The following is a 25315-nucleotide window of genomic DNA, read 5'->3' on the forward strand; positions in this document are numbered from 1 at the left end:
CCGCCTGAGAAAAATCAATGTGATATTGCTGCCGCAGTCCACGCCTGGGCACCTCGAATATGCCATCGACGCTGAACTGAAAGACCTCGGGCTGGTGCGTTTCGGAACAGAGTTTATGCCCGAAGGGCGCGTGTTGATGCGTCATATGAAACAACAGAATTACGTCAGTTAAGGAAAACGATTATGTCTATTGAACGCCAGTTACGCACCGGTGGCGATCCGCGTGCGCTGGCTGATTACGCCGGTTTACGCGAAGAACTGAGTAAACTGACGCATCCGGCCCGTCCTGATGTTGACTGGAAAAAGGTAGAACAGCTGTGCCTGAACCTGTTTCAGCAAAACGGCATAGAGCTGCAAACTGCGTCTTGGTATACGCAGGCCAGAACTCAGCTTATTGGCCTGACGGGCCTCAATGAAGGTCTGGCGATCCTTGAGGCGTTGATCTCCCGTCAGTGGCCTGCGCTGTGGCCGTTGCCTGTTCATGCCCGGATGGAAATTCTGACTGGTCTGAGCCAGCGGCTTCAGCAATCTTTGCGCACCATGACGCTGGAGTATCGCGATCTACCTGCGATTTATCAGGCGGAAAAGCTGATCACGTCGTTGTGTGATGTGCTGCAACGGCTGGAACTGAAACACGCCAGCCAGTTCGACGCATTAGGCACGTTTATGCACGGAGCCGCCGTCCGTCTTGAAAATATGCACGCCGCTACCGATGCTGCCGTAGTGCTACCCGCCGCTGCAGTTCAGGCAGAAACTCAGTCGCAAAACGCGCCCAGAGAGCAATGGGTGTATGTCGCGCAGGCTGAACCCGCGGAGCCTCAGGTCGTCATCGCTCCGCCGCCGCCGTTAAAACGCGTCGTCCAGTGGAAAGGCTTTGTTGCAGGTATGGCGATCACAGCGCTGGCAGGCGCTGGTCTTCAGGCGGGCATCAATGCGTTCTATCGTCCGCAAGCCGCAATGCAACTGACCGCCACGCTGCCGGTTCTGCCGAAACCGCTCAACCCGCAGGCACTTGAAACGCTGAAATCTCAGCAGGCGGATATGCTCAACCGTGAAGCACCCGCGCTGATTGCAGCGATGCAAAAACAGGTCGACCAGCTGGCAAAACTCTCCCCACGCTGGGCACTGGACACCGGAACGCAACTGGTCAAACAGACACAAACGCTGTGGCCGGATAACCCGGCGACTGAGCAGCTGGCAAAAAACTGGTCACAACATATGAACGCCAGCGCGGTTCCGCTGGAAAATCTCGATGGCTGGAACCAGGCCAATACCCAGTTGCAGCAACTGGCGGATAAATTAAACGGGCTGGATGAGCAGCGCGGTAAATACATGACCGTTTCGCAGCTGAAATCCTCCGTATTTGCCATCCAGCAGGCGCTGAACAGCTCGCCGCCGGTGGAGGAATCGCTGCGTAAACTGGCGCAGGATAAACAGCAAAATAAAGATGTTTCGCCGCAGCTGGTGATGCAAACGGATAATCAGTTCACGCAACTGCTGAACCGGTATGCATTGCTGACACACGCAGAAAAGCATCCCTGACGTTCAGTTTCAGATATGCCTGATATTGCTGCGATAAGGGAGAATTACTCAATAACGAGTGTAGTAAAGGAGTAAACAATTCCGCTGAATTTCGCTCCCCGACTTTATATAACTCTGCCGGGTTATATTGAGTAATAAAACAACCGTTTTATTATTTTACAAACTATCGGATATGAAATCCGTGTAATTTTTAACAGAAGGAAATTTAGAATATGGCTCGTAAAAATAGAGTCCTGGCTTTAATACTGTCTTTTTTTGCAGGGTTCGTGGGTGCTGACCGATTTTATCTTGGGAAAGTGACAACCGGAATTTTAAAATTAATAACGGTGGGTGGTTTTGGGATCTGGTGGGCGATAGATTCGATGCTGCTTCTTGTAGATGCATTTCTTTATTCTTTAGGGAAAGATAGTGGTTTTGTTAAAGATAAAGGCGGTATGGATCTTAAATATGGCCTGTGTGCTTATCGTTTTAAAAACGGTTCATTTAAACAAGACTGGTTTACGAATCACGCTGTCATCACCCGGGATCCACTGACAGATGTATCAAACGAAACCACTCAGAAGACATGGCTTGGAAGGAACTGGAAGTGGGCCATTCCACTGACGTTCGTCTGCTTCTTTGTTGCAGTCTTTACCGTCATTTTGTCATTTATGAAAAGCAGTGAAGTCTATAAAACATCGCTCCTCACCGCCACACATGATTCGAGAGTTATCGAAAAATTAGGCTATAACATTTCTGATGCTTTCTTTGTTTCAGGAGAAATCAGTGATAGTGCTGCCACGATTAAAATCCCTGTCAGCGGAACGAAGGGTAGCGGTGATATTTATATAAAAGCGACTAACGCGACGGGACGATGGGAATACCAGACATTCATTCTGCACACTGACGACGAAAATATCGATCTCTCTTCTGCGGCACAGAAATAATTTAAACAGGCGGCGCCGCAATCCAGGCGCTGCCAAAAAATAGCAAGGAGAAGCACGTATGTCAGCAAAAGAACGGTTTCTAAAAAAGCTGCAAGACAGCCAGCCCCGCAGCGGCTCATTCGATAACAAAGGTCAGGCGGATATCGCCGAGTTCCGCCAGCGGATGAGCGAACTTCATGAAAACATGGAGGAATGGCTGACGGATACCGGTATCAGATTGGAAAGCACCAGCGTCTCGCTGGTTGAATGCCTGATCGGAGGAAAATCGTTCAGCGTGCCGGGTATTCAGCTGCAGTATGAAGACCGGAAAGTTAAGTTCACGCCGGTATTTTTATATGGGCAAGGAGTGACAGGCTGTGTGGAAGCCAGCCTGTGTACGCAAGGCGGTGTCACTGTCTTGTGCCGGCTATTTATGCAGGCAGGTGAAAACAGACACTGGACCTGGCGCCCTGCCAATGCCTTTACTGGACCGGGCGGTACGTTCGACGAAGACGCCTTTTTCGAACTGGTAGGACGTTTATTACCATGACGCCTTCGGGCGTCATTTTTTTCAACAACACTTTATGAACCCGCAACACAAATGTAAACAAATGCTACAACCATTACCTGAACTGATGCGGTTTTTGCCAAAATCGATGACATAAATTTACATTGCATTAGAAATAAGAATGCGCTGATGCCACGCCAGATTTAACCTTTTTGTTACCGATTTTGCACACAAAAAGTCATTACCGGATGCAGGGTAATTACATTTGGAAAACATCAAAACTCTTTGATCCAGATCAATGCAACAACATAACCATCCTCTTTTTAGGGTTAACCCCCCTCACGCCCTCTGACATCGAAAATTGTTTTCTCCCGCCTCACTCTCTGCCCGACACGAAAGTGTTTCAGCCAGTAATTCCCCCCCGTGATCGTCCCTGTTAATGCCTTCTCCCGCTGTGGTTAAATCAATTCCTCGCGAAACCCCAGCTGTACTGCCCTTTCATTCAAGACTTCACCTGCGAATGTCCGACATCGCCGGTTCCCGTACCGGTGCCAGCGTCTGGAAGGGTTATCTGACACACAAAAAGAGGTTGTTATGTTTGGTCTTGATGCGCTAGAACTGGCCCGGATCCAGTTTGCCTTCACCGTCTCTTTTCACATCATTTTTCCCGCAATCACCATCGGGCTGGCCAGTTTTCTGGCGGTTCTGGAAGGCATGTGGCTAAAAACTAAGAAAGAGGCTTACCGCGACCTGTATCATTTCTGGTCGAAAATCTTTGCCGTTAACTTCGGTATGGGCGTGGTCTCCGGTCTGGTGATGGCGTACCAGTTCGGCACCAACTGGAGCATGTTCTCCTCGTTCGCCGGCAGTATTACCGGCCCGCTGCTGACCTACGAAGTGTTAACCGCATTCTTCCTGGAAGCCGGTTTCTTAGGCGTGATGTTGTTCGGCTGGAACCGCGTCGGCCCTGGTTTGCACTTCTTCTCTACCTGCATGGTGGCGCTCGGTACACTGATGTCGACGTTCTGGATCCTCGCTTCTAACAGCTGGATGCAGACACCACAGGGCTACGAGATTGTTAACAATTTGGTGGTACCGGTCAGCTGGATGAAGATTATCTTCAACCCGTCCTTCCCGTTCCGCTTAATGCACATGACCACCGCCGCCTTCCTGGCGTCCGCGTTCTTCGTCGGTTCTGCTGCGGCATGGCATTTACTGCGCGGTCGCGACACGCCAGCCATCCGTACCATGTTGTCGATGGCAATGTGGATGGCCCTGATCGTCTCGCCAATTCAGGCGTTTTTAGGCGATGCCCACGGTCTGAATACCCTGAAATATCAGCCTGCTAAAATTGCTGCCATCGAAGGCCACTGGGAAAATAAAGACAACAAACCGTCCCCGCTGGTGCTGATTGGTTACCCGGACATGAACCGTGAAGAAACCCGTTACGCGGTTGAAATCCCGTATCTGGGCAGTCTGATCCTGACGCACAGCCTGACGCATCAGATCCCGGCGCTGAAATCCTTCCCGAAAGAAGATCGTCCGAACTCGTCCGTCATCTTCTATACCTTCCGCATTATGGCGGGTCTGGGCATGCTGATGATTTTGCTGGGTGTGCTGAGCCTCATCCTGCGTCGTGGCGGCAAAATGTATACCTCTAAAGCGTTCCTGCGCTTTGCCTTCCTGATGGGGCCTTCCGGTCTGCTGGCGTTACTGGCGGGTTGGATCACCACCGAAATGGGGCGTCAGCCGTGGGTGGTTTATGGACTGCTGCGCACCAAAGATGCGGTATCCAACCACAATGTGCTGCAAATGAGCGTCAGCCTGATCCTGTTCATCGTCATTTACTGCTCGGTGTTTGGTGTCGGTTACGGCTACATGATGCGTCTGATCCGTAAAGGGCCACAGGCGCATGAAGGCGAAAGCGTTGACCACGGTGGTCCGGGCCAGCACCGCACGCCTGCACGTCCGCTGTCTGCGATTTCAGAATCACTGACCGACGAAAATAAGGGAGCTTGATAATGGGTATCGACTTACCGCTGATCTGGTTTTTGATCATCATCTTCGGCGTGATGATGTATGTAGTGATGGACGGCTTCGACCTGGGTATCGGTCTGCTGTTCCCGCTGGTGAAAAAAGAGCATGACCGCGACGTGATGATGAACACCGTTGCGCCGGTCTGGGACGGCAACGAAACCTGGCTGGTGCTGGGCGGTGCGGCGCTGTACGGCGCATTCCCGCTGGCGTATTCGGTGATACTGGACGCGCTGACTATTCCGCTGACCCTGATGCTGTTCGGCCTGATCTTCCGTGGCGTCGCTTTTGAATTTCGCTTCAAAGCCAGCCCGGCCAAACGCCACGTGTGGGATAAGTCCTTCATTGGCGGTTCAGTGCTGGCGACGTTCTGTCAGGGCGTGGTGCTGGGCGCGGTCATCAACGGTATTCCTGTGGTAAACCGCACGTATGCCGGTGGCGCGCTGGACTGGCTGACGCCGTTCACGCTGTTCTGTGGTTTTGCGCTGGTGGTGGCTTACGCCCTGCTCGGCTGCACCTGGCTTATCATGAAAACCGAAGGCGAATTGCAGGAAGCGATGCACAAGATTGCTAAACCGCTGCTGATAGTCTTCCTGCTGGTGACACTGGCAGTCAGTCTGTGGACGCCGCTGACGCACAGCGATATCGCCACCCGCTGGTTCTCCCGCCCTAACCTTTACTGGTTCCTGCCGGTACCGGTGCTGGTAGTGCTGGTCTCTGCATGGATGTACCGCGCCATAAGCAAAAATGCGCACCACTCGCCGTTCCTGCTGACGCTGGCGCTGGTGTTCCTGGGCTATACCGGACTCGGTATCAGCATCTGGCCGAACATCATTCCGCCGTCTATCTCTATCTGGGAAGCGGCGTCACCTCCGCAAAGTCAGGGCTTTATTCTGGTCGGCGCCCTGTTCATCATCCCAATCATTCTGGTGTACACCTTCTGGAGCTACTACGTATTCCGCGGGAAAGTCACACCGGATCAGGGTTATCACTGAGGAATCGCATTATGAATCTCATCAGAAAAATGGATGACAGCAACATCACTAAGGCCCCGTTCTTAAAACGAGTCGGCTGGATGGCCGTCATCTGGGGCGGCAGCGTGCTGGCGTTATTTGTTGTGGCATCGGTGTTTCATCTGCTGATGTTCGCGGCGGGAATGAGAAGTCATTAAGTGAAAAAGGCCGCCATCATGGCGGCCTTCTGTTTTTTATTTTTCCAGCACCCTTCCGATAAAATCGAGAATATCATCCATCGCTTCCTGACGGGCTTCGGCAGAAGGCATGACGATCAGCTGATCGGAATAGCCATTCATGATGGCGGATAACTGACGGGTAACGCGTCCGGCATCGGTCGGGCGGAACACGCCGCTGTCGATCCCGGCACGGATAATTTCAGCCAGCAGTTCCAGCCACTTATGCACCATCAGCCGCGCCAGTTCGGCGTAAGCCTCGTTATGCGCCGCCAGTTGCCACAGTGATCCGTACAACTGCCAGATATCACCCTGCGTATCGGGCAGATAATTGCACACCAGCGTGTGCAATTTTGCTTTCGGTTCCAGCAGTGCGATTTCAGCGGAAAACTCTTTCAGCTCTGCCATCATCACCACCGACAGCGCTTCAATGCACAGCGTCTGCCAGTCAGGAAAATAATGATAAATATGGCTGCGGGAAATCCCGACGTACTCCGTCAGCTCGCGCGTCGTGACTTTCTCAATCCCCTTTTCGATAAAGAGACTGATGGCGCCGTCAAGAATTTTAGCCCTTAACACTTCCCGGTTTTCTTTCATCATTTATCCTGTGCTGGCATTGAGCAACTGCTCAGACCGGCATTTTATCAGGAAGCCCGGCGTGTGCCCACGGACTTACGCAGCACGATTTTCAGCACTACCACGCTGGCAATCACCAGCGCAGCCGCAGAAATCAGTACCGCCAGAAACGCCTGATCAAACGCGGTTCGTGCCAGGCTGGTCAGCAACGACGCATGCTCAGGGCTGAGATGACCAGCAATCGTTAACGCTTCATCGAGACTGTCATACGCCGTTTCACCGCTGACCAGTCCTTGCGGAAGGGTCAGACTGCGGCTGTAAACGGCCGTCATCAGACCACCCAGCAAGGTGACGCCAAGCACGCCGCCCATTTCCCACGACACATCTTCTATCGCGGCGACCATGCCAGCCTTGTCTTCAGGGGCATTAAGCATGATGGAGGTGGAAGCCGCCGTCACCGCGCCGCCAAGGCCAAAACCTAAAATAAATAGACTGATCAGCTGCATCACCGCGCTGCCATCATAGACCAGTGCGTGAATGACGATGCCGAGCGCAGATATCGCGAAGCCGCCGAGCATCATTTTGCGCACGCCGACACGCGGGATCAGCATACCCGCCAGCGGCGAGGCCAGTGCAGACGCCACCGGAATTGGCAGAATAAACATCGCCGCCATAAACGGCGTCAGTCCAAGCACCAGCTGCAACCGCTGGCTCAGCACCAGTTCGATACCGATCAGCGCAATCATTGACGTGATTGCCACGCCCACGCCACAGGCAAAGGCACGATTGCGGAACAGTGAAAAGTCGATCATCGGCTGTACAGCGCGTTTTTGTCTTCTGACGAATAAACCAAGGAACAACACGCCTGCGGCCGCAGAACCCATGATCACCAGCCAGGACGAATTAATCTGGCTCAGCTCTTTCAGCGCGTAAATCACCCCGACCAGCCCCGCCATCACCAGCGCAGAACCGGCAAAATCACACGGACGTTGTTTATTACCTTCACCGCGTGGGATCAGCGCCTGGGCAAACGGGAAAACGGCCAGCACAATTGGCACGTTGATCAGGAACACCGAGCCCCACCAGAAGTATTCCAGCAGCACGCCGCCGATCACCGGCCCGAGCGCCGCCGCACCTGACGCTACCGCCGACCAGATACCGATCGCCAGCGCACGTTCACGTTCGTTGGTGAAGACATGACGCACAATCGCCAGCGTCGCAGGCATCATCATCGCCGCGCCAATGGCCAGGAAAACGCGCGATGCGATCAGCATTTCAGCGCTGGCAGAAAACGCCGCGCACAGGGAGGCGAGCGCAAATACCGGCAGCCCGCTCATAAATAGATTTTTGTGTCCGATACGGTCACTGAGCATTCCCGCGCCCGGTAACAGACCGGCGACCACCAGCGGATAGGCGTTCACTATCCATAATTTTTCCGATGCCGTGGCACCCAGCGCCTGCGTCAGACGCGGTAATGCGGTGTACAACACGGTCATATCAATGATGATCAAAAAGAGTGTACTGGTGACAATCGCAAGTATCAGCCAGCGGTTATTCACGAACATAAAAAGTGCCTCAGATAGATTTTGAGCAAGCGCTCAAGGCCAGCAAGATACTTGAGCAACCGCTCAAACTCAAGCAGCAACTGTCCGCCAGTTGATGAAGCGTTGAAGTAGCGAATGGGGAAGTTTGGATTTGCAGTTGGCCGCTGCAAAGGGGCGGCTTTTAAAAACAAATTATGATCAAGGTCGTGGGTTGCCACCCACACTGGCTCTTAAGGTCAAGGTCGTGGGCGTCGGCCCACACCGACCAGAGACCCGGTAACGCGCGGGCCTCTGGACTCCGCGCTTTTTCACTGCGCGCTATCGCAGGCACGACGTACATGTTCTGGTGCATTGGTGAGTGGCGCAAAATGTCATCGCTGCGCGATCCCCGAATTTCAGGTTTCGAGCCATAGGTCTCGAACCGTTCATTCGGTGCCATTTTTGAGCACGCCAATAAACTTATCTAAAAGATAAAAACAATCTGCCGTTGATTTAAGATCGTGCGGGCGATTCAGAAATCTTGCTGAACGGAGCGGCCTGGAGACCGGAGGCTCCAGGACCGAGTGAAGGAACCGCAAAGCGGCAAGATTTCCAGCCTGTCGCGGTGATACCTGAAACATAGCCAGCGAGCGGAGCGTGCAGTTAAAAAAACGCAGGATTCCAAAGGGTTTCGTTTAAAACCCTTTGGGCCAGTGTGGGCGGCGAGCCCACGACCTTGACCTTAGGGCCAGTTTGGCTGTCAACCTAAGGTCTTGTCGGTATGGTCCGACGCTCCCGAACTTAACACCGGCGGCTGGAAGGCCGTGACATCGGGTAAAGGTGCGTCCCAGCGCTCGATATCAATCCAGCAACTTTGCGCACTGCAGCCTTGCCCGAGTCGCGAACTGCCGCGATCTTCCGTCAGTACGTTCGGGTTGCCGTGTTTATCCAGCGAGTCGGGTTGCGACGGATCCTGCGGATCGTACCAGGCACCGGTCGACATTTGCACCACGCCGGGACGCAGATCTTCGGTCAGATGAACTCCCGCCAGGATTGCGCCACGATCGTTAAACACCCGCACGATACTGCCCTCAGTAATACCCCGCGCGGCGGCATCCTGCGGATGTATCCAGAGGGGTTCACGGTCGCTGATTTTTGTCTTACGGCTGACGCTGCCATGATCGTACTGACTGTGCAACCTCGTCCGTGGCTGACTTGAGAGCAATTGCAGCGGCCAGCGGGCACGGGTTGCCTCCTGTTCACGGAAGTCCTGTTCATACCAGAACGGGAAACCGGGACATTCTTCGTAATCGAAATTCGCCACCGTCTGTGAAAACAGTTCGATTTTGCCTGACGGCGTAGCCAGCGGCGATCCTTCAGGGTCACGGCGGAAGTCTTCGAACAGGATCTGCGGCGCATCCGGACGCGCATATTCCAGTTTGCCCTGTTGCCAGAAATCATCGAATTCCGGCAGCTCAATGCCATCAGCCTGCGCACGGGGAACCGAAAGCTGGTAGATATGCCGCAGCCAGTCCGCCGCATCCCGCCCTTCGCTGAAGGCCTCACCAAAGCCCATCTGCTGCGCGAGCGCGGCAAATATCGCGTAATCGCTGCGCGCCTCACCGACCGGTGCAATATGCTGACGCATGGCAATCATATAGCCGTCGTTGCTGGCGCTGCCGATATCCTCGCGCTCAAGTGACGTAGTCACCGGCAGCACGATGTCTGCGAACTTAGCCTGCGCCGTCCAGTACTGTTCATGCACCACCACGGTATCGGGCTGACGCCAGGCTTTCACCAGCCGGTTGATATCCTGATGATGGTGAAACGCATTACCGCCCGCCCAGTAAACCAGCCGGATATCGGGATACTGACAGTTTTTGCCATCGAACTGATACGCGCCGCCGGGATTGAGCAACATGTCGGAAAGCCGCGCCACGGGGATGTGATCGTTCACCGCATTTTGACCCATTGGCAAACGCGGGCCGGAAAAGGTGCGGCGATCGGAGCCTGCAAGATTGGTAGACGCGTAGGCAAAGCCCAGCCCGCCGCCCGGCGTGCCGATCTGTCCGAGTAAAGACGCCAGCGCCACCGTCGCCCAGAAAGTTTGTTCGCCCTGTCGTGCGCGTTGCAAAGACCAGGCGATATTAATCATGGTGTGCTTTTCGGACATCTCACGCGCCAGCGTGCGGATTGCCTGCGCGCTGACGCCGGTCAGCGGTTCAGCCCATTCCGGCGTTTTGGCCTGCCCATCGCGTACGCCGGTCAGATAATCGCGGTACGTATCGAATCCGACGGTATGACTGGCGACAAAGCCGGCGTCATAACGGGATTCATCGACCAGAACATAACTCAGTGCCAGCAAAAGTGCGGTATCGCTGCCCGGTTTGAGGGACAGCCATTCAGCGGTTTTTACCGATGAGAGATCGTTCTTTACCGGACTGACGTTGATAAAGCGGGTACCGGTGCGTTCCATTTCCTGCAACCAGTATTTCAGGGAGTGATCGTTGGCACCGCCGCCGTTGACCTGCGCATTGCGCCACGGCAGTCCGCCGAAGGCGACGAACAGCTCGCACTTTCCGGCCAGCACGGACCAGTGAGTATGCTGTTTTTGCAGCACATCCAGATCACCGATTATGTGCGGCAATAAACGCTCCGCTGCGGCCAGACTGTAGGTGTTAGTGCTGCCGGTATAGCCGCCAAACTGATTGAAAAACCGGTGCATCTGGCTTTGCGCATGGTGAAAACGACCGGCACTCGACCAGCCGTAAGACCCGGCATAGAACGCAGAATTACCGTGGGTTTCCTTTACGCGCGCAAGTTCAGCCGCTACCAGCGACAGCGCCGTCTCCCAGCTGACTTCGACAAAAGGCTCTTTGCCGCGTCCTTCACGCGAGGCCGCGCCGTGTTGTAAATAGCCCAGCCGGACCGCAGGGCGACGCACGCGGCTGGGTCCGTCTACCGAACCCACCAGGGATTGTCCGATTTCAGACGGATTACGATCCCATTCCACGGGTTCGACAGATTTTAAAACACCGTCAGCCGTGGCAACGCGGTACGTTCCCCAGTGCATAACAGCCAGATCATGGTTTTTTTTCATTATAAGCAGGTAAATTCAGTCAAAAATGCACCCTAGCATGCCGTTGCGCCCGCGGCTACGCTGTCTGTGTTATTTCTATTTTTATCATACGCTTATCTTATTTACGTATTAGACACCCCCTTCCCTATTTCTTAGGATTACGCCCCTTTGGGGCAATTTCTGACCATCAGATTCGCCTGTGCAGCAGGGTATTTACACCGTATCAGCCTATAAAATAAGGATAATAAAAAATGCCAAATTCCTGGAATCGTCGCGATTTCCTCAAGTTTTCTCTGGCAGCCGGCGCCGCTTCCGGGCTCAGTTTTACCCTGCCCGCTGCCGCTGCCGCTGCCGACAATACGCCCAAGAAAGGAGGACACCTCAAACTGGGCATTGATGGTGCGGCGACCACCGACGTGTTGGATCCGGCAAGCTGGATCAGTTCATACATGATGGTGGTAGGTTGTGCCTGGGGCGATACGCTGGTGCGCACCGATCCGGTCAGCGGCAAAGCGATACCGGGGCTGGCAGAAAGCTGGGAAAGCGCCGACAAATCATCGCGCTGGATATTTACCCTGCGTAAGGGCGTTCAGTTCCATAACGGCCAGGCGCTGACGGCAGAAGATGTAGTCAAAACCCTTTCCCGTCACCGTGATCCGAAATTCCGTTCCGGCGTAATTGCCTATCTGTCATCCATCAGTACCGTCACCAGTGATGGCGATAAAATCACCATTACTCTTAATGAAAGCAATGTCGATTTCCCGCTGGTGCTTTCGCTGTGGAACCTGCAAATCCAGCCCGGTGGCGGCTATGAAAATCCTAACGCCGGGATCGGCACCGGGCCTTACCGCATCGTCAAATTTGAGGCTGGCGTCTATACCCAACTGGAGAAAAACCCGCATGACTGGGACAGCAGCCGGGGCAATGTGGCGAGCGCAGAAGTGATCGCGATTAATGATGCATCGAGCCGGGTTGCGGCACTGTCTACCGGAAAAGTGCATTTCATCAGCGGGCTGAGCCCGAAAATCGTGGCACTGCTGAAAAGCGGCCCGGTCACGATTTACAACACACCGGGACGCGGACATTACACGTTGCCGATGATGGTCAACACCCCGCCGTTCGACAATAACGACCTGCGTCTGGCGCTGAAACTGGCCATTGATCGCCAGCAAATTCTGGATCGCGTGCTGGGCGGTTATGGCTCGCTCGGCAATGATTTCCCGGTCAACAGTGCGTATCCGTTGTTCCCGGCCGATATCCCGCAACGCCAGTACGACGCCGATCAGGCCGCATTCCATTTTAAAAAATCGGGCTACAGCGGGCCCATTGTGCTGGATGTCGCTGAAGGGGTTTTCCCCGGTGCCGTCGATGCCGCCACGCTGTTCCAGCTCAGCGCGCAGAAAGCCGGGATCAAAATTGATATCCGCCGCCAACCGGATGACGGCTACTGGAATAATGTCTGGCGTAACAAACCGTTCTGCGTGTCGTCATGGGGAACGCGTTTAACCCAGGATCTGATCTATTCGCTCGAACTGGGCCCGTCTTCAGCCAGCAATGAAACCAACTTCGCTAATCCGCAATTTGCCAGCCTGCTCAAACTTGCCCGGGCAGAAGAGGATGAGGCCAAACGCCGCACGCTGTATCACGACATTGCGCTGATTGTGCGTGATGAAGGCGGCACCCTGCTGCCGGTGTTCAATAATTACCTCAACGCCAGCAGCAACAAACTTCAGGGTTATATCGAAGATGTCGGCAACGATTTATCCAACGGTCACGTCATCTCACGCGTCTGGCTGAACAACTGATGAAAAGTCTTATTGCCCGCGGGGTGCGCAGCACGGCGCCCCGTCATCCGCTCGCCCGCGCCATCATTCACCGCCTGCTGCTGGCGGTGATTTTACTCTGGGGTGTATCGCTGTTGATCTTCGCCGCCGTCAACGCCCTGCCCGGTGACTTTGCTGCCGCGTCACTGGGACGCGCAGCGACACCTGAGGCGATTGCCAGTATCAGGCAAAGTCTCGGGCTGGATAAGCCGCTTGTCACCCGTTATCTGCTATGGATGCTACAGATTTTCAAAGGCGATTTCGGGCTCTCATGGGCCAGTCAGCAACCGGTCAGCGCACAGCTCGGGCACCGGTTACTCAATTCACTGTGGCTTGCGGGTGCCGCCGCGTTACTGGCGATCCCGGTCGCGTTGCTGGGCGGACTGTTCGCCGTGCGCTATCTGCACCGCCTGCCCGACCGTGTGATTACGCTGGTATCCCTGATTATTCTCTCACTGCCGGAGTTTTTAATCGGCTATCTGCTGATTCAGGTGCTGGTGTTACACGTGGGCGTCTCGACGTTTCCCTCTACGATTTATGACGGCATGAGCCTGCAGGATCGTCTTTCCGCCCTGTTGCTGCCGGTGCTGACACTGGCGATTGCCGTGCTGGCAAACATGTTGCGATCGGCACGCAGTGCGCTGATGTCGGTCACCAGTACGCCATGGATGGAAACAGCGCGGCTGAAGGGATTACCGCCGCTGCGTATTTTATGCCGACACGCCGCACCAAATGCCATTTCCCCCGTACTGACCGTGATCGCCATGAATCTGGCCGGACTGATTGTCGGTGCGATGATCATCGAAGTGATTTTTGTCTATCCGGGTGTCGGGCAATACATGGTGGATGCCGTAACCGTACGCGACATCCCGGTGGTGCAGGCCTGCGGGCTGGTGTTTGCCGCCGTGTATATTCTGCTTAATTTACTGGTCGATATGCTGGCGATGGTGGCAAACCCACGACTGAGGTTCCCGCGATGAAATCACTTTTCTCCTCAGTAAGCGCCGTGACCGGTGCGTTTCTGCTAATCCTGTTTGTCTTCGCCTCGCTGGCCGCGCCGTGGATCGCGCCTTACGATGCCCGTCAGATAAGCGGTGAAATCTGGCAACCAATGAGTGCCGCCCATTGGCTTGGTACCGATAATCTCGGCAGGGATTTGTTCTCCCGTCTGCTGTCTGGCGCACGTCTTACCTTGTCATTTGCTTTTGTGATTTCGGTAATGGCTACGCTTGCGGGCACGCTGCTGAGCTTTCTGGCGGTCAGTGTGGGAGGCGCGGTGGAGGGGATATTGTCACGCCTCAACGATCTGTTTATGTCACTGCCGTCGCTGATTATCGCGCTGGTGGCGCTGGCGGTGTTACCACAAACTAACAGCACGCTGGTCATTGTGCTGGCCGCCATCGGTGCGACGCGCGTTTACCGTCTCGGTTACAGCCTTGCCTCGCATATTCTGGCCACGGATTACATGGAAGCCGCAAAGCTTGCCGGTGAATCTCACGCGTACCGGGTCATCCGCGAAATGCTGCCCAACGCCCGCTTTCCGCTGCTGGCTGAATGGGGAATGCAGTTCAGCGCCAGCATTCTTTTTATCTCGACACTCTCCTTCATCGGGCTGGGGATCCAGCCCCCCGCAGCCGACTGGGGCGCCATCGTGCGGGAAAATAAAGACGGCATTCTGTTTGGTGTCAGTGCCGCCTTTTACCCTGCTATCGCCATTTCGTTGCTGGTCATTGCCGTCAATTTGCTGGTCGATGCCCTGAGCAGAAAGCTGCAACAACAGGAGGATCAGTGATGTCAGAGGCACTGTTACAGGTCGCACAGCTGTGCGTGGGACATCAGCAAACCGTATTGATTGACAACGTGTCTTTTGAATTACGCAAAGGCGACGTGCTGGGCGTAATCGGCGAATCTGGCGCCGGGAAATCCACCCTCGGGCTCGCGGTGATGGGGCATTATCGCGGCGCGCTGCGACCGCTCAGCGGCAGCATTACTTTTCAGGGGGAAACTTATCATCCCCGGGATGCGTGCCGTTTAGCGACACATCAGGGCAAACGCGTTTGTTATGTCGCGCAATCGGCCAGTGCCAGTTTTAATCCGGCATTTCCGCTGGGTTCGCAGGTTATTGAAGCCGCGTGTTATCACGGTGTCCTGACGCCTGAAGCCGCACAGGCAAAGATGTTGCAGCTGTTCGCCCTGCTCGGTTTGCCGGATCCGGTACAGTTCGCCAGACGCTATCCTCATCAGGTTTCCGGCGGTCAGTTGCAGCGGGCAATGACTGCCATGGCACTGTGCTCCTCGCCTGATTTGATTGTTTTTGATGAGCCGACCACCGCCCTGGATGTCACTACGCAGCTCGACGTTCTGGCGGCTATCCGCCACGCGGTGAAGCAAACCCGCACGGCGGCGCTGTATATTTCGCACGATATTGCTGTCGTCTCGCAAATTGCCGACAGCCTGCTGGTGTTGCGCCACGGCAAACAGATCGAATATGGCCGCACTGCCGATATCCTTAGGTCAGCCGCACATCCTTACACCCGTGCGTTGCTCAATACCCGACATCCGGCACCGCTGCCGGTCGCTGAACACCATGCGCCGGTGCTTGAACTGCGTGATCTGACCGTCGGGTACGGTAACGGGCCGCCGGTTATCTCGCAACTTTCGCTGGCACTGCCCCGCGGGCAAACCTATGCGCTGGTCGGCGAGTCGGGCTCCGGTAAATCCACCCTGGCCCGCACGCTGGCCGGGCTGCAAAAACCGCAATCCGGCGAGCTGACGCTGGAAGGCAAGGCACTGTCGTTTGATTGTCAGCAGCGAACTGCGCAGCAGCGCTGGCAAATCCAGTACATTTATCAGAACGCGGATACCGCACTGAACCCGCGCCACCGGGTACGTGAGCTGGTCGGGCGGAATATCATGCGCCGCAGCGGTTTACACGGTGCCGCGCTTAAAGCACGCCTCAGCCAGTTGCTTGAGCAGGTAGAACTGGCGCCGGAGCTGGCCGATCGTTTTCCCTCGCAGCTTTCAGGCGGGCAAAAACAGCGAGTGGCAATTGCGCGGGCGCTGGCAGCGGAACCGGAAATTCTCATTTGTGATGAACCTACCTCGGCACTGGATCCGCTGGTCGCGCAGGGCGTACTGGCCTTGTTCAGACAGCTTCAGCAGTCTGCCGGTCTGACCTTGCTTTTTATCACTCACGACATCGCGACGGTGCGCAGCATTGCCCATTCCGTGGCCGTCATGCATCGCGGCAAACTGGTGCGTCAGGGCTTGCGGGAGACGGTGCTGACGCCGCCTTTCGATGATTACACCGCGCGTCTGTTGCAGGCCGAACCCACGCTGGAACCCGGCTGGCTGGCATCAGCCCTGAAGGTTCCGTCTCCCGAACACCCCTTGTCATTGCAGGAAATACTCACATGATCCAGACCGATATAGCCCGACGCGCCCGCGCAATTTTTTCCGACTCGCTGGTCTGGGATGGCCACTCCGGCTTCATGCCCGATCCGGCGGCAGACCTGAATAATCTACAACTCTGGCGGGATGCGGGCGTGCATTACCTGTCGGTGGATGTCGGCTTCGATGTCCTGCCGTGGGAGCAGACAGTACGCAATCTGGCGGCGTTCCGGCACTGGATCCTTGATCATGCCGATGACTATCTGCTGGTGAACCAGCCGGAGGATATTCTGAGCGCCCGTGCTGCAGGAAAGCTGGGGATCACCTTTGATATCGAAGGAATGAACGCGCTGGATGGCCGCGTTGAAATGGTGGAGTTTTATCATCACCTGGGCGTACGACAGATGCTGTTTGCTTATAACCGCAATAATCTGGCGGGTGGCGGCTGCCATGATGAAAACACAGGTTTAACCTCTTTCGGCAAAGAAGTGATCGATGAAATGAACCGCGTTGGCATGTTCGTTGATGTCTCTCATTGCAGTCTTCAGACCAGCATCGAAGCCATTGAATATTCCCGTAAGCCGGTCATCTTTTCCCATTCCAATCCAAAAGCCGTACATGCGCACGGCAGGAACATCAGCGATGAACAAATCAGGGCATGTGTGAACAATGGCGGGCTGATTGGCGTGAACGGGATTGGTGAGTTCCTGGGTGACAGCGCCCCCGACGCCGCGCTGTTCGCCCGGCATGTCGATTATCTGATTCATCTCGCCGGTCCCCGCCACGTGGGAATAGCGCTGGATTATGCCTTTCCAGTGGGCAATGTCAGTACCGGCGAAATTCTGGCGGCACATCCTGAATACTGGCCCGCAGAGGAATATTCCGGGGAAGGTGGCTACGTGCATCCCTCCGCGCTGGAAGAGGTTGTCGGCCATTTGTTACAGTCAGGACACAGCGAAAAAGTAATCCGCAATGTGCTGGGGGAAAACTTCTTACGGCTGGCGAGAGAAGTCTGGTAAACGCTCACGGCAGGCACTGAAATACAGTAAGGGTTCAGATGCCGCGCCTTTTCATCCCTGGCCAAAAATCTTGATGACCGCATCCAGATGATCTTTCATCGCTTTCTTTGCTGCACGACTGTCCCTTGCTTCCAGTGCGGTCAGGATTTCGAGGTGTTCAATCTCTGAACGGTGCGGCATATCCTGCGGCGTGTAATGTAATTGCAGGCTGCGGAACATGGTGCCATAACGGTGGCCGAGCAGGTGCGCGATGATAAAAGCATAAGCCGGATTTCCGCTGGCCTGCGCGATGCGGATATGAAACAAACGGTCACCGGGATGCGTCGCCGAGCCATTGCGGTTATCGCGACAGTTCTGTTCATAAGCCAGCCTGATCGCCGCAAGTTCGTCGTCGGTTGCGTTTCTTGCCGCCAGTGCCGCGGTTTCCGGTTCAATCAGACGCCGGGTTTGCAGCAGGGAAAATGGCGGCAATTCGGCAGTGAAATCCAGCTCGATATTCAGCTCATCATCCACGTCCGCCCACTGATTACGCCCTGCCTGCGACATCACCGGTTCCTGCGAAGGCGCGGCAGGCTTCGACGGTTGCTGACGCACAATCACGCCGTTTCCCACACGCACATCCACCAGTCCGATCACTTCCAGCGCAATCAGCGCCTCCCGCACTGACGCCCGGCTGACCTGCAACTGACTGGCCAGTTCACGTTCGGCAGGAAGACGGCTGCCGGGCGGAAATTCTTTGTTATCAATTAACGTTTTTAGCTGGTCAGCTATCTGCCTGTAAATTCTGGGGTTTTCTAATTTTTTTATCGGCATCGGACACCTGAGGTCAATTCTCATTAAGTGATTCAGCTAGCATTTCCCGGACAAAAATCTTGCTGAATTGTTTTATGCATGTAAAAAGTTGGTTAAACGAAATGGCGTTTTAAGTACAAGCTTGCCGAACATCTTAGCAAAAAGCAGTGCTTATCACGCTTTTTTTTCACCTCCAATGGCCTGACCATTAGGCCTTTAAAGACACTTTTACGGGGAACAGCTGCGAGCCTGGCACGGTGGAATCACCTTCCCTGCTCCAGCGCATTGCTGCTCAGGCATAGGCTGAAGGCCGCAACGCCCATATCGCTGACATCAGCGGCGAATTCTTACAGCCGGAAACGCTGAATAAATTGCGTCAGCTCGATCCGCAAAGTCTGTCGCTGGTCAGCGGTGAACCGCGTCTCGGCGCCTGTGTTGGCAAGGTGGGATAATTTATCTGTATCGACCTGAATTACGCCGATCACGCCGCTGAAACCGGCGCGGAGATCCCGAAAGAACCGGTGATTTCCAGCAAATGGATCGGTGCGATTTTCGGGCTGGGGCAGAAACCGCCGGTATATCTGAAAGCCGGTCAGGTGATACGTCTTGGAATTGAAGGTTTGGGTGAGCAACGTCAGAAGACGGTGCAGGCATAACCTCTTGCAGCTGAAGGATTTTTTGTGATGACAACCATTACCGCTTTACGTGTTGAAGATGTGCGCTTCCCGACCTCGCTGGCGCTGGACGGATCGGATGCAATGAACCCGGATCCGGATTATTCCGCCGCGTACGTGATCCTCGAAACTGACAGTCCTGCGCTCAAAGGCCACGGCCTGACGTTCACTATCGGGCGCGGTAACGAAATTTGTTGTGCGGCCATTAAAGCGCTGGAACATCTGATCGTCGGACGGGATCTGGCGGCCATCACCGCCGATATGGGTCAGTTCTGGCGCGATTTCACCAGTGACAGTCAGCTGCGCTGGATTGGCCCGGACAAGGGCGCGATCCATCTGGCGACCGGTGCGGTAGTCAATGCCGTGTGGGATTTATGGAGCAAAGCCGCCGGTAAACCCTTGTGGAAACTGGTCTCTGACATGTCGCCGGAAGAACTGGTGGGCTGCATCGATTTTCGCTACATCACCGACTGCATCACGCCGCAGGAAGCGCTGACACTATTGCAGCAGCGTTCTGACAACAAGGCGCAACGCACAGAGAAACTGCTGGCAGAAGGGTATCCGTGTTACACGACGTCCGCGGGCTGGCTGGGTTATCCCGACGATAAACTGCGCCGTTTATGTCAGGAAGCCGTCGATGCCGGTTTCGATTATCTGAAACTGAAGGTCGGACGCGACCTGGAAGATGACATCCGCCGTGTGCGCATCGCGCGTGAAGTTATCGGCCCGGATCGCAAACTGATGATCGACGCCAATCAGGTCTGGGAAACCAACGACGCCATCCCGTGGGTGAACGCCCTCGCCTTCGCCAGTCCGTGGTTTATCGAAGAACCCACCAGCCCGGACGATATCGAAGGCCACCGCAAAATCCGTCAGGCCGTTGCGCCGGTCAAAGTCGCCACCGGCGAAATGTGCCAGAACCGCATCATGTTTAAACAGTTCATCATGCGGGAAGCCATTGACGTGGTGCAGATTGATGCCTGCCGCATGGGCGGCGTCAACGAAGTGCTGGCCGTGATGCTGATGGCCGCCAAATACAATCTGCCGGTGTGTCCGCACGCAGGCGGCGTCGGGTTATGCGAGTACGTTCAGCACCTGTCGATGATTGATTATCTGTGCATCGCGGGAACGCACGAAGGCCGTGTGATCGAATACGTTGACCATCTTCACGAGCATTTTGTGCATCCGTGCGACATCCGTGGCGCAGCGTATATGCCGCCGAAAGCGCCGGGGTTCTCCATCGAAATGCATCAGGCGTCGATCGAAAAATATCGCCATCACGCCTGAAACCCATACGAAAGAAAGCTCGAGGAGAACGCCGATGCGCATCGACAGCCACCAGCATTTCTGGCGCTACACGCCGCAGGATTATCGCTGGATAGGCGATGACATGGCGGTGCTGAAGCAGGACTTATTGCCGGAAACGTTACGGCCCGCGTTACAACGTCACGACATTCAAGGCACGGTTCTGGTTCAGGCGTGTTCTTCTGTGCAGGAAACGCGCTGGCTGCTGGATCTCGCCGGGAAAACTGATTTTGTGCGCGCCGTGACAGGCTGGGTAGATCTGTCTTCGCCCGCACTGCAACAGGCGCTGGACGCGATTTCACATCCCCTGCTGCGCGGTTTCCGTCATCAGGTTCAGGACGAACCTGCGCCCGCGCAATGGCTGGCAGATCCGGCAATAAATGCCGGACTCCGTCAGTTACAGCAGAAGGGTTATGTCTACGAAATTCTGGTAACGCACCGCCATCTGACGGACGCCGTGAAATTTGCCAAACGTCATGACGACTATTTTCTGGTGCTCGATCATTTCGGCAAGCCCGAACTGAGCCGGGGTGCCGCGCACTGGAAGCAGCAGGTAGCGCCGCTGGCGGGGTTAAAACACGTCAGCTGCAAACTCTCCGGGCTGCTGACCGAGCCGCGTCCGGCAGGCATGTCAGCCCGCGACCTGCTGCCATATTTTGAGGCCGCGCTGGAGATTTTTGGCGCTGAGCGGCTGATGTTCGGCTCCGACTGGCCGGTGTGCCTGCTGGCTGATGTGGATGAAAATCCGTGGGATTTATGCGAACAGGCCACAGCGACATTAAGCACTGATGAGCAGGCAGCCATTTATGGCGGCAACGCCTGCACGATTTACCGATTACAGCCTTTACCGATTACAGGAAATGACTGATGAATCTGCATCTGCAAAATAAAGTGGTGATGGTCACCGGCGGCGGTTCCGGTATCGGTGCGGCGATTTCGCTCACGCTGGCGGAAGAAGGCGCGATCCCGGTGATCATCAGTAATACCGAACCGGCCAATGAACTGATGCATAAACTACAACAGCTTTCGCCACAGGCCAGTTTTGTGCTGACTGAACTGCGTGACGAAGCCAGCTGCAAAGCCGCCGTCGACGACGTGTTCAGCCGTTTCGACAGCATCGACGGGCTGGTGAATAACGCCGGTGCCAACGACAGCGTGGGACTGGAAGCCGGTCGCGAAGCCTTTGTGAAATCACTCGAACAGAATCTCATCCACTATTACCTGATGGCCCATCTGAGCCTTGACGCCCTGCGCGCCAGCCGGGGAGCCATCGTCAATATCAGTTCGAAAACCGCATTAACAGGACAGGGCAATACCAGCGGTTATGCCTCGGCCAAAGGCGGCATTCTGGCGCTGACCCGCGAATGGGCGGCGGCGCTGCTCGGCGACGGTATCCGCGTGAATGCGGTGATCCCGGCAGAAGTGATGACCCCGCTGTACGAACGCTGGATCAAAAGCTTCGATCACCCTGAAGAAAAGCTGCAACAAATTACCTCGCATATTCCGCTGGGGCAGCGCATGACCACGCCGCAGGAAATCGCTAATACCGTGGTGTTTTTGCTTTCTTCCCGCGCCTCGCACACCACCGGCCAGTGGCTGACCGTAGACGGCGGCTATATGCATCTCGACCGGGCGCTGACATGACGCGCCGCTATTGTCAGGCGCTGGATCTGGCGGACGATCCGGCGCTTATCGAAGAATATCAGCGTTATCACCGCGAAATCTGGCCGGAAATTACCGCACATCTGCGCCGTTATGGCATCGAAGACATGGAAATTTACCGGCTTGGCAACCGGCTGATGATGGTGATGGAAACCACGGAAGATTTTGACAGCGGTCTGTTCGAACGCCGCAGTCTGGAGGATCCGAAAGTCTGCGAATGGGAAGCCCTGATGTGGAAATATCAGCGCCCCACGCCGTGGACGCCCGCCGGTGCAAAGTGGGTGGAAATGGAGAAGATTTTTTCTCTGGCCGAACAGAAGTAGCTATACACCTCCCTGCTGTGAGGTAGTTAACCGTTTTTCACATTATCTGACATAAAAAATCAGCCACCTGAGCTGAACCCCTACATGCATCACCAGATACTGAGGAATACACTATGCTTGCCGATAAAACTGCCGCGCCTGCTTATGCGCAGCGCAAAACGACGTCCGGTTTCAGACTGGCGTTCATTCTGGTCACCACGCTGTTTTTCCTGTGGGGGTTATCCTACGGGCTGCTGGATGTCCTGAATAAACATTTCCAGGAAGTGTTGCACGTAAATAAAGCCCAGTCCGGCCTGTTACAGGCCGCTTATTTCGGGGCGTATTTCATCATCGCCCTGCCCGCCGGTTTCTTCATGGACCGATTCGGCTATAAAGCCGGGATCCTGGTCGGATTATGCCTGTATGCGCTGGGCGCGCTGTTATTCGTCCCCGCCGCGTCTGCAGGCAGTTTCGGCATGTTCCTGTTTGCGCTGTTCGTGATTGCCCTTGGTCTGGGTTGTCTGGAAACCGCCGCTAACCCGTTCGCTACCGTCCTGGGTGACCCTGCCGGTGCGGAACGTCGCCTGAATCTTTCACAGTCATTCAACGGATTAGGTCAGTTTATCGGCCCGATCATCGGCGGCTCGCTGTTCTTCTCCGCCACGCAAGGCACCACGGCGGATGGCCTGTCCTCGGTCAAAACCACTTACGTCGCCATTGCAGTCTTAGTTTTGCTGATCGCTTTCCTGTTCGGGCGCACCAAATTGCCGGACATCCGCGAGCAAAGTACGTCGGAAGATCACGGCATCGCGAAAGGATTGTGGCAGCACGGTCATTTTACCGGCGGCGTAATCGCACAATTTTTCTATGTCGCGGCACAGGTTGGCGTCGGCGCGTTCTTCATCAACTACACCACCGAACACTGGCACACGCTGTCGAACCAGAATGCGTCGTACCTGCTTTCGGTCGGCATGATCAGCTTCATGGTCGGGCGTTTCTTCAGCACCTGGCTGATGGGCTTCGTCCGCCCTGCCACATTGCTGGTGCTCTACGCCATCATCAATATTGTGCTGTGCGGCGTGGTGGTGGCGGGGATTGATAACGTCTCGGTGATTGCGCTGGTGGCGATATTCTTCTTTATGTCGATCATGTTCCCGACCATTTTCGCCATGGGCATCAAGAATATGGGCAAACAAACTAAACGCGCCAGCTCAGTGATGATCATGGCGATTGTCGGCGGCGCGGTGATGCCGTATCTGATGGGTGCGATTGCTGACCATTACAACACCGCCGTTTCCTACGCCCTGCCAATGGTGTGCTTCGCCGTGGTACTGATTTATGCCGTGAAACAACGAGCGAAAGTGGCAGTCTGAGGAAGGCACATCACACTTCTCATGCTTAACATCCGGACGGATGTTAAGCATGAGTTCAGACCGGATCTAAACTGAACAGGCGGCTCAGGGCAATTCTGCCACTGTCAGTCACGGTCACTTCGCGATAGCCCGGCGTGCGTGTTATCCACTCTTTTTGCAGTAACAGCGCCATCAATGCCTGCCCCGCATCCCCGCCCAGATGAAAACGTCTTTCACTCCAGTCCAGACAAGGACAGCAAGCCTTACGACGCGGACGCGGATCAAGCACTGCGCCAATCCGTTGAAAATGCGCTTTTCCCTCGGATGTCAGCGCATTACCGTCAGGCTCAAGCCATCGCTCACGCAGCATAAAATCATAGATTTTTACCGCCAGTTCTCCTGCCAGATGGTCGTAACAGGTTCGTGCGTAACGCAGAACGACCGGCGTACCGGGCGTAAAAGAACGGTGACTGCGCATAGAAACGCCCATCAGATTTTCCAGCAGTCCGGCGATATGATGTCCCGCCAGACTGTAATACCGGTGGCGTCCCTGCGTCAGGCAAATCACCAGCCCGTTGCTGAGCAGCCGGGTAAGATGTCCGCTGGTGGTGGAGGCAGCGATGCCCGCCACCGCACTGAGCTCAGTCGCTGTCCATGCACGCCCGTCCATCAGCGCGCACAAAATACTGACCCTCGACGGGTCAGAAATGGCAGAAGCGACCAGTGACATGGACTTTTCAAGAGAATCATCCGGCTCACTGTTGTATTCGGTATGAAGAAAATTCATGCAGAGTGTATTGCCCATTGTTGGGTGACTTCTGCCGCGCGGATATCGTTATCCGTCAGCAAGATAAGCCGGTTATCGTGATCGCTGTACTGTACCAGAATGTTAATGCCAGCCTGGGCGAGAGTCTGGGCGATTTCGCCCAGTTCGCCCGGCTGTTTCTGGGGTAATTTCCTGATCAGCGGACGTGACAGGTTTCTCACGTTAAAACCTGCGTCAGTCAGCACCTGACGGGCTTTCTCGCCATCTTCTATCAGGAAATGCGCGTGCGTGGCTTCCGGCGTGGTAAATACTCCGCCACCTTCCAGACCCACGCCGTTGAGACCGAGAACGCGTCCGAATGAAGCCAGCGAACCTGAAGTATCGTCGAGAATAACGTGAATGTCATACATGCTGATGCGCTCCTTTACCAGACGGCTGATGAGAAGATTTGTCGGAAGAATAGTCACGAAATACACGGGCAACGCGAATTCTGTAGTATGAAAAAATCGACTGTTTGCCCTCTTTCTGGGCGGCAAGATGCGTCAGATTTTGTTTCCATCCGGCGACCGACTCTTCATCTTCCCACCACGACAAAGAAAGAATTTTCCCGGACGTGCTCAGGCTCTGGAAGCGTTCAATAGAGATAAATCCCGGGGTGTCCGACAACAACGGCTTTAGCTCTGCCGCCAGCTCAAGGTAGCGCTCACGCGCTTCGGGTACTGCGTCTGCCTCAAAAAGTACAGCGATCATCTTTCTGCTCCCTCATGAATTTCACTCAGCTTATTACCGGCAAAAAGGGGATGCTTCGGTCAGCGCCGAAGTATGTCGGCGACGCGCAGGCAGGATCATGAACTTTGCTCATGTTCAGTGAATT

General features: G+C 55.1%; 24 protein-coding genes and 2 pseudogenes. 18 read left to right on the plus strand and 8 right to left on the minus strand.

The window, feature by feature from the left end; genetic code table 11:
* The 7 genes and pseudogenes from ACM615_RS05010 to ACM615_RS05040 all read left to right on the plus strand — a co-directional run.
* Nucleotides 1–172 (plus strand): annotated as a pseudogene (locus ACM615_RS05010) (type VI secretion system baseplate subunit TssE); the annotation flags it as partial.
* Nucleotides 173–183: 11 nt separating this feature from the next.
* Nucleotides 184–1542: a VasL domain-containing protein gene (locus ACM615_RS05015; protein ID WP_431011543.1), complete on the plus strand. Its 1359-nt coding sequence runs from the start codon at nt 184–186 to the stop codon at nt 1540–1542.
* 212 nt (nt 1543–1754) lie between these two features.
* Entirely contained in the window at nt 1755–2468 is a 714-nt protein-coding gene (locus tag ACM615_RS05020) for a cytochrome c oxidase assembly factor Coa1 family protein (protein WP_159281772.1), read from the plus strand.
* Between the two features lie 58 nt (nt 2469–2526).
* Nucleotides 2527–2997 carry a hypothetical protein gene (locus ACM615_RS05025; RefSeq protein WP_113876439.1) on the plus strand — a complete coding sequence of 157 codons (471 nt, stop codon included), beginning with the start codon at nt 2527–2529 and terminating at the stop codon, nt 2995–2997.
* Nucleotides 2998–3549: 552 nt separating this feature from the next.
* A complete protein-coding gene (locus ACM615_RS05030; RefSeq protein WP_159281771.1) occupies nt 3550–4974 on the plus strand; it encodes a cytochrome ubiquinol oxidase subunit I in 1425 nt (474 codons plus the stop codon).
* A gap of 2 nt (nt 4975–4976) precedes the next feature.
* Nucleotides 4977–5984 carry a cytochrome d ubiquinol oxidase subunit II gene (cydB, locus tag ACM615_RS05035; RefSeq protein WP_113876440.1) on the plus strand — a complete coding sequence of 336 codons (1008 nt, stop codon included), beginning with the start codon at nt 4977–4979 and terminating at the stop codon, nt 5982–5984.
* Between the two features lie 11 nt (nt 5985–5995).
* Nucleotides 5996–6160 carry a DUF2474 domain-containing protein gene (locus tag ACM615_RS05040; protein ID WP_013577857.1) on the plus strand — a complete coding sequence of 55 codons (165 nt, stop codon included), beginning with the start codon at nt 5996–5998 and terminating at the stop codon, nt 6158–6160.
* A gap of 36 nt (nt 6161–6196) precedes the next feature.
* Here the strand turns inward: ACM615_RS05040 and ACM615_RS05045 are convergent, their stop codons facing one another.
* The 4 genes from ACM615_RS05045 to ACM615_RS05060 all read right to left on the minus strand — a co-directional run bounded on the left by ACM615_RS05045 (nt 6197) and on the right by ACM615_RS05060 (nt 11377).
* Nucleotides 6197–6775 (minus strand): TetR/AcrR family transcriptional regulator, encoded by a 579-nt coding sequence (locus tag ACM615_RS05045; protein ID WP_431011544.1) that lies wholly within the window; start codon nt 6773–6775, stop codon nt 6197–6199.
* A gap of 47 nt (nt 6776–6822) precedes the next feature.
* Nucleotides 6823–8319, minus strand: coding sequence for an MFS transporter (locus tag ACM615_RS05050; RefSeq protein WP_431011545.1), 1497 nt, complete (start codon nt 8317–8319; stop codon nt 6823–6825).
* A complete protein-coding gene (locus ACM615_RS05055; protein ID WP_431011546.1) occupies nt 8310–8516 on the minus strand; it encodes a hypothetical protein in 207 nt (68 codons plus the stop codon). Before ACM615_RS05055 ends, ACM615_RS05050 begins: the two co-directional genes overlap by 10 nt.
* A gap of 521 nt (nt 8517–9037) precedes the next feature.
* On the minus strand, nt 9038–11377 hold the full coding sequence (locus ACM615_RS05060) for a molybdopterin-dependent oxidoreductase (protein ID WP_431011547.1): 2340 nt from the start codon (nt 11375–11377) through the stop codon (nt 9038–9040).
* Nucleotides 11378–11607: 230 nt separating this feature from the next.
* Between ACM615_RS05060 and ACM615_RS05065 the strand changes: the two genes are divergently transcribed.
* The 5 genes from ACM615_RS05065 to ACM615_RS05085 are packed head-to-tail and all read left to right on the plus strand — an operon-like array spanning nt 11608 to nt 17588.
* The gene (locus tag ACM615_RS05065; RefSeq protein WP_431011548.1) at nt 11608–13161 is read left to right on the plus strand and encodes an ABC transporter substrate-binding protein; all 1554 of its coding nucleotides are present in this window, start codon (nt 11608–11610) and stop codon (nt 13159–13161) included.
* Nucleotides 13161–14159, plus strand: coding sequence for an ABC transporter permease (locus ACM615_RS05070; protein ID WP_431011549.1), 999 nt, complete (start codon nt 13161–13163; stop codon nt 14157–14159). The genes ACM615_RS05065 and ACM615_RS05070 overlap by 1 nt, the downstream gene beginning before the upstream one ends.
* Complete coding sequence (locus ACM615_RS05075; protein ID WP_431011550.1) at nt 14156–14971, plus strand: ABC transporter permease; 816 nt, start codon at nt 14156–14158, stop codon at nt 14969–14971. The genes ACM615_RS05070 and ACM615_RS05075 overlap by 4 nt, the downstream gene beginning before the upstream one ends.
* Nucleotides 14971–16596, plus strand: a complete 1626-nt coding sequence (locus tag ACM615_RS05080) for an ABC transporter ATP-binding protein (RefSeq protein ID WP_431011551.1) — start codon at nt 14971–14973, stop codon at nt 16594–16596. The genes ACM615_RS05075 and ACM615_RS05080 overlap by 1 nt, the downstream gene beginning before the upstream one ends.
* Entirely contained in the window at nt 16593–17588 is a 996-nt protein-coding gene (locus ACM615_RS05085) for a dipeptidase (protein WP_431011552.1), read from the plus strand. The genes ACM615_RS05080 and ACM615_RS05085 overlap by 4 nt, the downstream gene beginning before the upstream one ends.
* A 51-nt stretch (nt 17589–17639) precedes the next feature.
* Here ACM615_RS05085 and ACM615_RS05090 read toward each other — a convergent pair whose 3' ends face one another.
* Nucleotides 17640–18401 carry a FadR/GntR family transcriptional regulator gene (locus ACM615_RS05090; RefSeq protein ID WP_132964740.1) on the minus strand — a complete coding sequence of 254 codons (762 nt, stop codon included), beginning with the start codon at nt 18399–18401 and terminating at the stop codon, nt 17640–17642.
* A 293-nt stretch (nt 18402–18694) separates the two neighbouring features.
* On the opposite strand from ACM615_RS05090, the pseudogene ACM615_RS05095 reads away from it, so the two are divergent.
* The 6 genes and pseudogenes from ACM615_RS05095 to fucP all read left to right on the plus strand — a co-directional run.
* Nucleotides 18695–18937 (plus strand): annotated as a pseudogene (locus ACM615_RS05095) (ureidoglycolate lyase); the annotation flags it as partial.
* 126 nt (nt 18938–19063) lie between these two features.
* Nucleotides 19064–20341 carry an L-fuconate dehydratase gene (locus tag ACM615_RS05100; RefSeq protein WP_431011553.1) on the plus strand — a complete coding sequence of 426 codons (1278 nt, stop codon included), beginning with the start codon at nt 19064–19066 and terminating at the stop codon, nt 20339–20341.
* Between the two features lie 34 nt (nt 20342–20375).
* The gene (locus tag ACM615_RS05105) at nt 20376–21227 is read left to right on the plus strand and encodes an amidohydrolase family protein (RefSeq protein ID WP_431011554.1); all 852 of its coding nucleotides are present in this window, start codon (nt 20376–20378) and stop codon (nt 21225–21227) included.
* Nucleotides 21227–22003 carry an SDR family oxidoreductase gene (locus ACM615_RS05110; RefSeq protein ID WP_113876453.1) on the plus strand — a complete coding sequence of 259 codons (777 nt, stop codon included), beginning with the start codon at nt 21227–21229 and terminating at the stop codon, nt 22001–22003. The genes ACM615_RS05105 and ACM615_RS05110 overlap by 1 nt, the downstream gene beginning before the upstream one ends.
* A complete protein-coding gene (locus tag ACM615_RS05115; protein ID WP_431011555.1) occupies nt 22000–22344 on the plus strand; it encodes an L-rhamnose mutarotase in 345 nt (114 codons plus the stop codon). The genes ACM615_RS05110 and ACM615_RS05115 overlap by 4 nt, the downstream gene beginning before the upstream one ends.
* 113 nt (nt 22345–22457) lie before the next feature.
* Complete coding sequence (gene fucP / locus ACM615_RS05120) at nt 22458–23696, plus strand: L-fucose:H+ symporter permease (RefSeq protein WP_431011556.1); 1239 nt, start codon at nt 22458–22460, stop codon at nt 23694–23696.
* Nucleotides 23697–23751: 55 nt separating this feature from the next.
* Here fucP and ACM615_RS05125 read toward each other — a convergent pair whose 3' ends face one another.
* From ACM615_RS05125 to ACM615_RS05135, 3 genes are read right to left on the minus strand one after another with little or no spacing between them, the layout of a single operon-like run.
* Nucleotides 23752–24462, minus strand: a complete 711-nt coding sequence (locus ACM615_RS05125; protein WP_431011623.1) for an ArsR/SmtB family transcription factor — start codon at nt 24460–24462, stop codon at nt 23752–23754.
* Nucleotides 24459–24851 carry an amino acid-binding protein gene (locus ACM615_RS05130; protein ID WP_431011557.1) on the minus strand — a complete coding sequence of 131 codons (393 nt, stop codon included), beginning with the start codon at nt 24849–24851 and terminating at the stop codon, nt 24459–24461. The genes ACM615_RS05125 and ACM615_RS05130 overlap by 4 nt, the downstream gene beginning before the upstream one ends.
* Nucleotides 24844–25191 (minus strand): antibiotic biosynthesis monooxygenase family protein, encoded by a 348-nt coding sequence (locus ACM615_RS05135; protein WP_113876459.1) that lies wholly within the window; start codon nt 25189–25191, stop codon nt 24844–24846. Before ACM615_RS05135 ends, ACM615_RS05130 begins: the two co-directional genes overlap by 8 nt.
* Between the last annotated feature and the right edge of the window lie 124 nt (nt 25192–25315).

It is taken from the genome of Rahnella sp. PAMC25617 (assembly GCF_050606005.1).
Lineage (GTDB): Bacteria > Pseudomonadota > Gammaproteobacteria > Enterobacterales > Enterobacteriaceae > Rahnella > Rahnella variigena.

Excerpts from the sequence above, each read along its gene's own strand:
- ACM615_RS05015 (WP_431011543.1), top strand. The coding sequence starts at position 184 with ATGTCTATTGAACGCCAGTTACGCACCGGTGGCGATCCGCGTGCGCTG.
- ACM615_RS05020 (WP_159281772.1), top strand. The coding sequence starts at position 1,755 with ATGGCTCGTAAAAATAGAGTCCTGGCTTTAATACTGTCTTTTTTTGCA.
- ACM615_RS05025 (WP_113876439.1), top strand. The coding sequence starts at position 2,527 with ATGTCAGCAAAAGAACGGTTTCTAAAAAAGCTGCAAGACAGCCAGCCC.
- ACM615_RS05030 (WP_159281771.1), top strand. The coding sequence starts at position 3,550 with ATGTTTGGTCTTGATGCGCTAGAACTGGCCCGGATCCAGTTTGCCTTC.
- cydB (WP_113876440.1), top strand. The coding sequence starts at position 4,977 with ATGGGTATCGACTTACCGCTGATCTGGTTTTTGATCATCATCTTCGGC.
- ACM615_RS05040 (WP_013577857.1), top strand. The coding sequence starts at position 5,996 with ATGAATCTCATCAGAAAAATGGATGACAGCAACATCACTAAGGCCCCG.
- ACM615_RS05045 (WP_431011544.1), bottom strand. The coding sequence starts at position 6,775 with ATGAAAGAAAACCGGGAAGTGTTAAGGGCTAAAATTCTTGACGGCGCC.
- ACM615_RS05050 (WP_431011545.1), bottom strand. The coding sequence starts at position 8,319 with ATGTTCGTGAATAACCGCTGGCTGATACTTGCGATTGTCACCAGTACA.
- ACM615_RS05060 (WP_431011547.1), bottom strand. The coding sequence starts at position 11,377 with ATGAAAAAAAACCATGATCTGGCTGTTATGCACTGGGGAACGTACCGC.
- ACM615_RS05065 (WP_431011548.1), top strand. The coding sequence starts at position 11,608 with ATGCCAAATTCCTGGAATCGTCGCGATTTCCTCAAGTTTTCTCTGGCA.
- ACM615_RS05070 (WP_431011549.1), top strand. The coding sequence starts at position 13,161 with ATGAAAAGTCTTATTGCCCGCGGGGTGCGCAGCACGGCGCCCCGTCAT.
- ACM615_RS05075 (WP_431011550.1), top strand. The coding sequence starts at position 14,156 with ATGAAATCACTTTTCTCCTCAGTAAGCGCCGTGACCGGTGCGTTTCTG.
- ACM615_RS05080 (WP_431011551.1), top strand. The coding sequence starts at position 14,971 with ATGTCAGAGGCACTGTTACAGGTCGCACAGCTGTGCGTGGGACATCAG.
- ACM615_RS05085 (WP_431011552.1), top strand. The coding sequence starts at position 16,593 with ATGATCCAGACCGATATAGCCCGACGCGCCCGCGCAATTTTTTCCGAC.
- ACM615_RS05090 (WP_132964740.1), bottom strand. The coding sequence starts at position 18,401 with ATGCCGATAAAAAAATTAGAAAACCCCAGAATTTACAGGCAGATAGCT.
- ACM615_RS05100 (WP_431011553.1), top strand. The coding sequence starts at position 19,064 with ATGACAACCATTACCGCTTTACGTGTTGAAGATGTGCGCTTCCCGACC.
- ACM615_RS05105 (WP_431011554.1), top strand. The coding sequence starts at position 20,376 with ATGCGCATCGACAGCCACCAGCATTTCTGGCGCTACACGCCGCAGGAT.
- ACM615_RS05110 (WP_113876453.1), top strand. The coding sequence starts at position 21,227 with ATGAATCTGCATCTGCAAAATAAAGTGGTGATGGTCACCGGCGGCGGT.
- ACM615_RS05115 (WP_431011555.1), top strand. The coding sequence starts at position 22,000 with ATGACGCGCCGCTATTGTCAGGCGCTGGATCTGGCGGACGATCCGGCG.
- fucP (WP_431011556.1), top strand. The coding sequence starts at position 22,458 with ATGCTTGCCGATAAAACTGCCGCGCCTGCTTATGCGCAGCGCAAAACG.
- ACM615_RS05125 (WP_431011623.1), bottom strand. The coding sequence starts at position 24,462 with ATGAATTTTCTTCATACCGAATACAACAGTGAGCCGGATGATTCTCTT.
- ACM615_RS05130 (WP_431011557.1), bottom strand. The coding sequence starts at position 24,851 with ATGTATGACATTCACGTTATTCTCGACGATACTTCAGGTTCGCTGGCT.
- ACM615_RS05135 (WP_113876459.1), bottom strand. The coding sequence starts at position 25,191 with ATGATCGCTGTACTTTTTGAGGCAGACGCAGTACCCGAAGCGCGTGAG.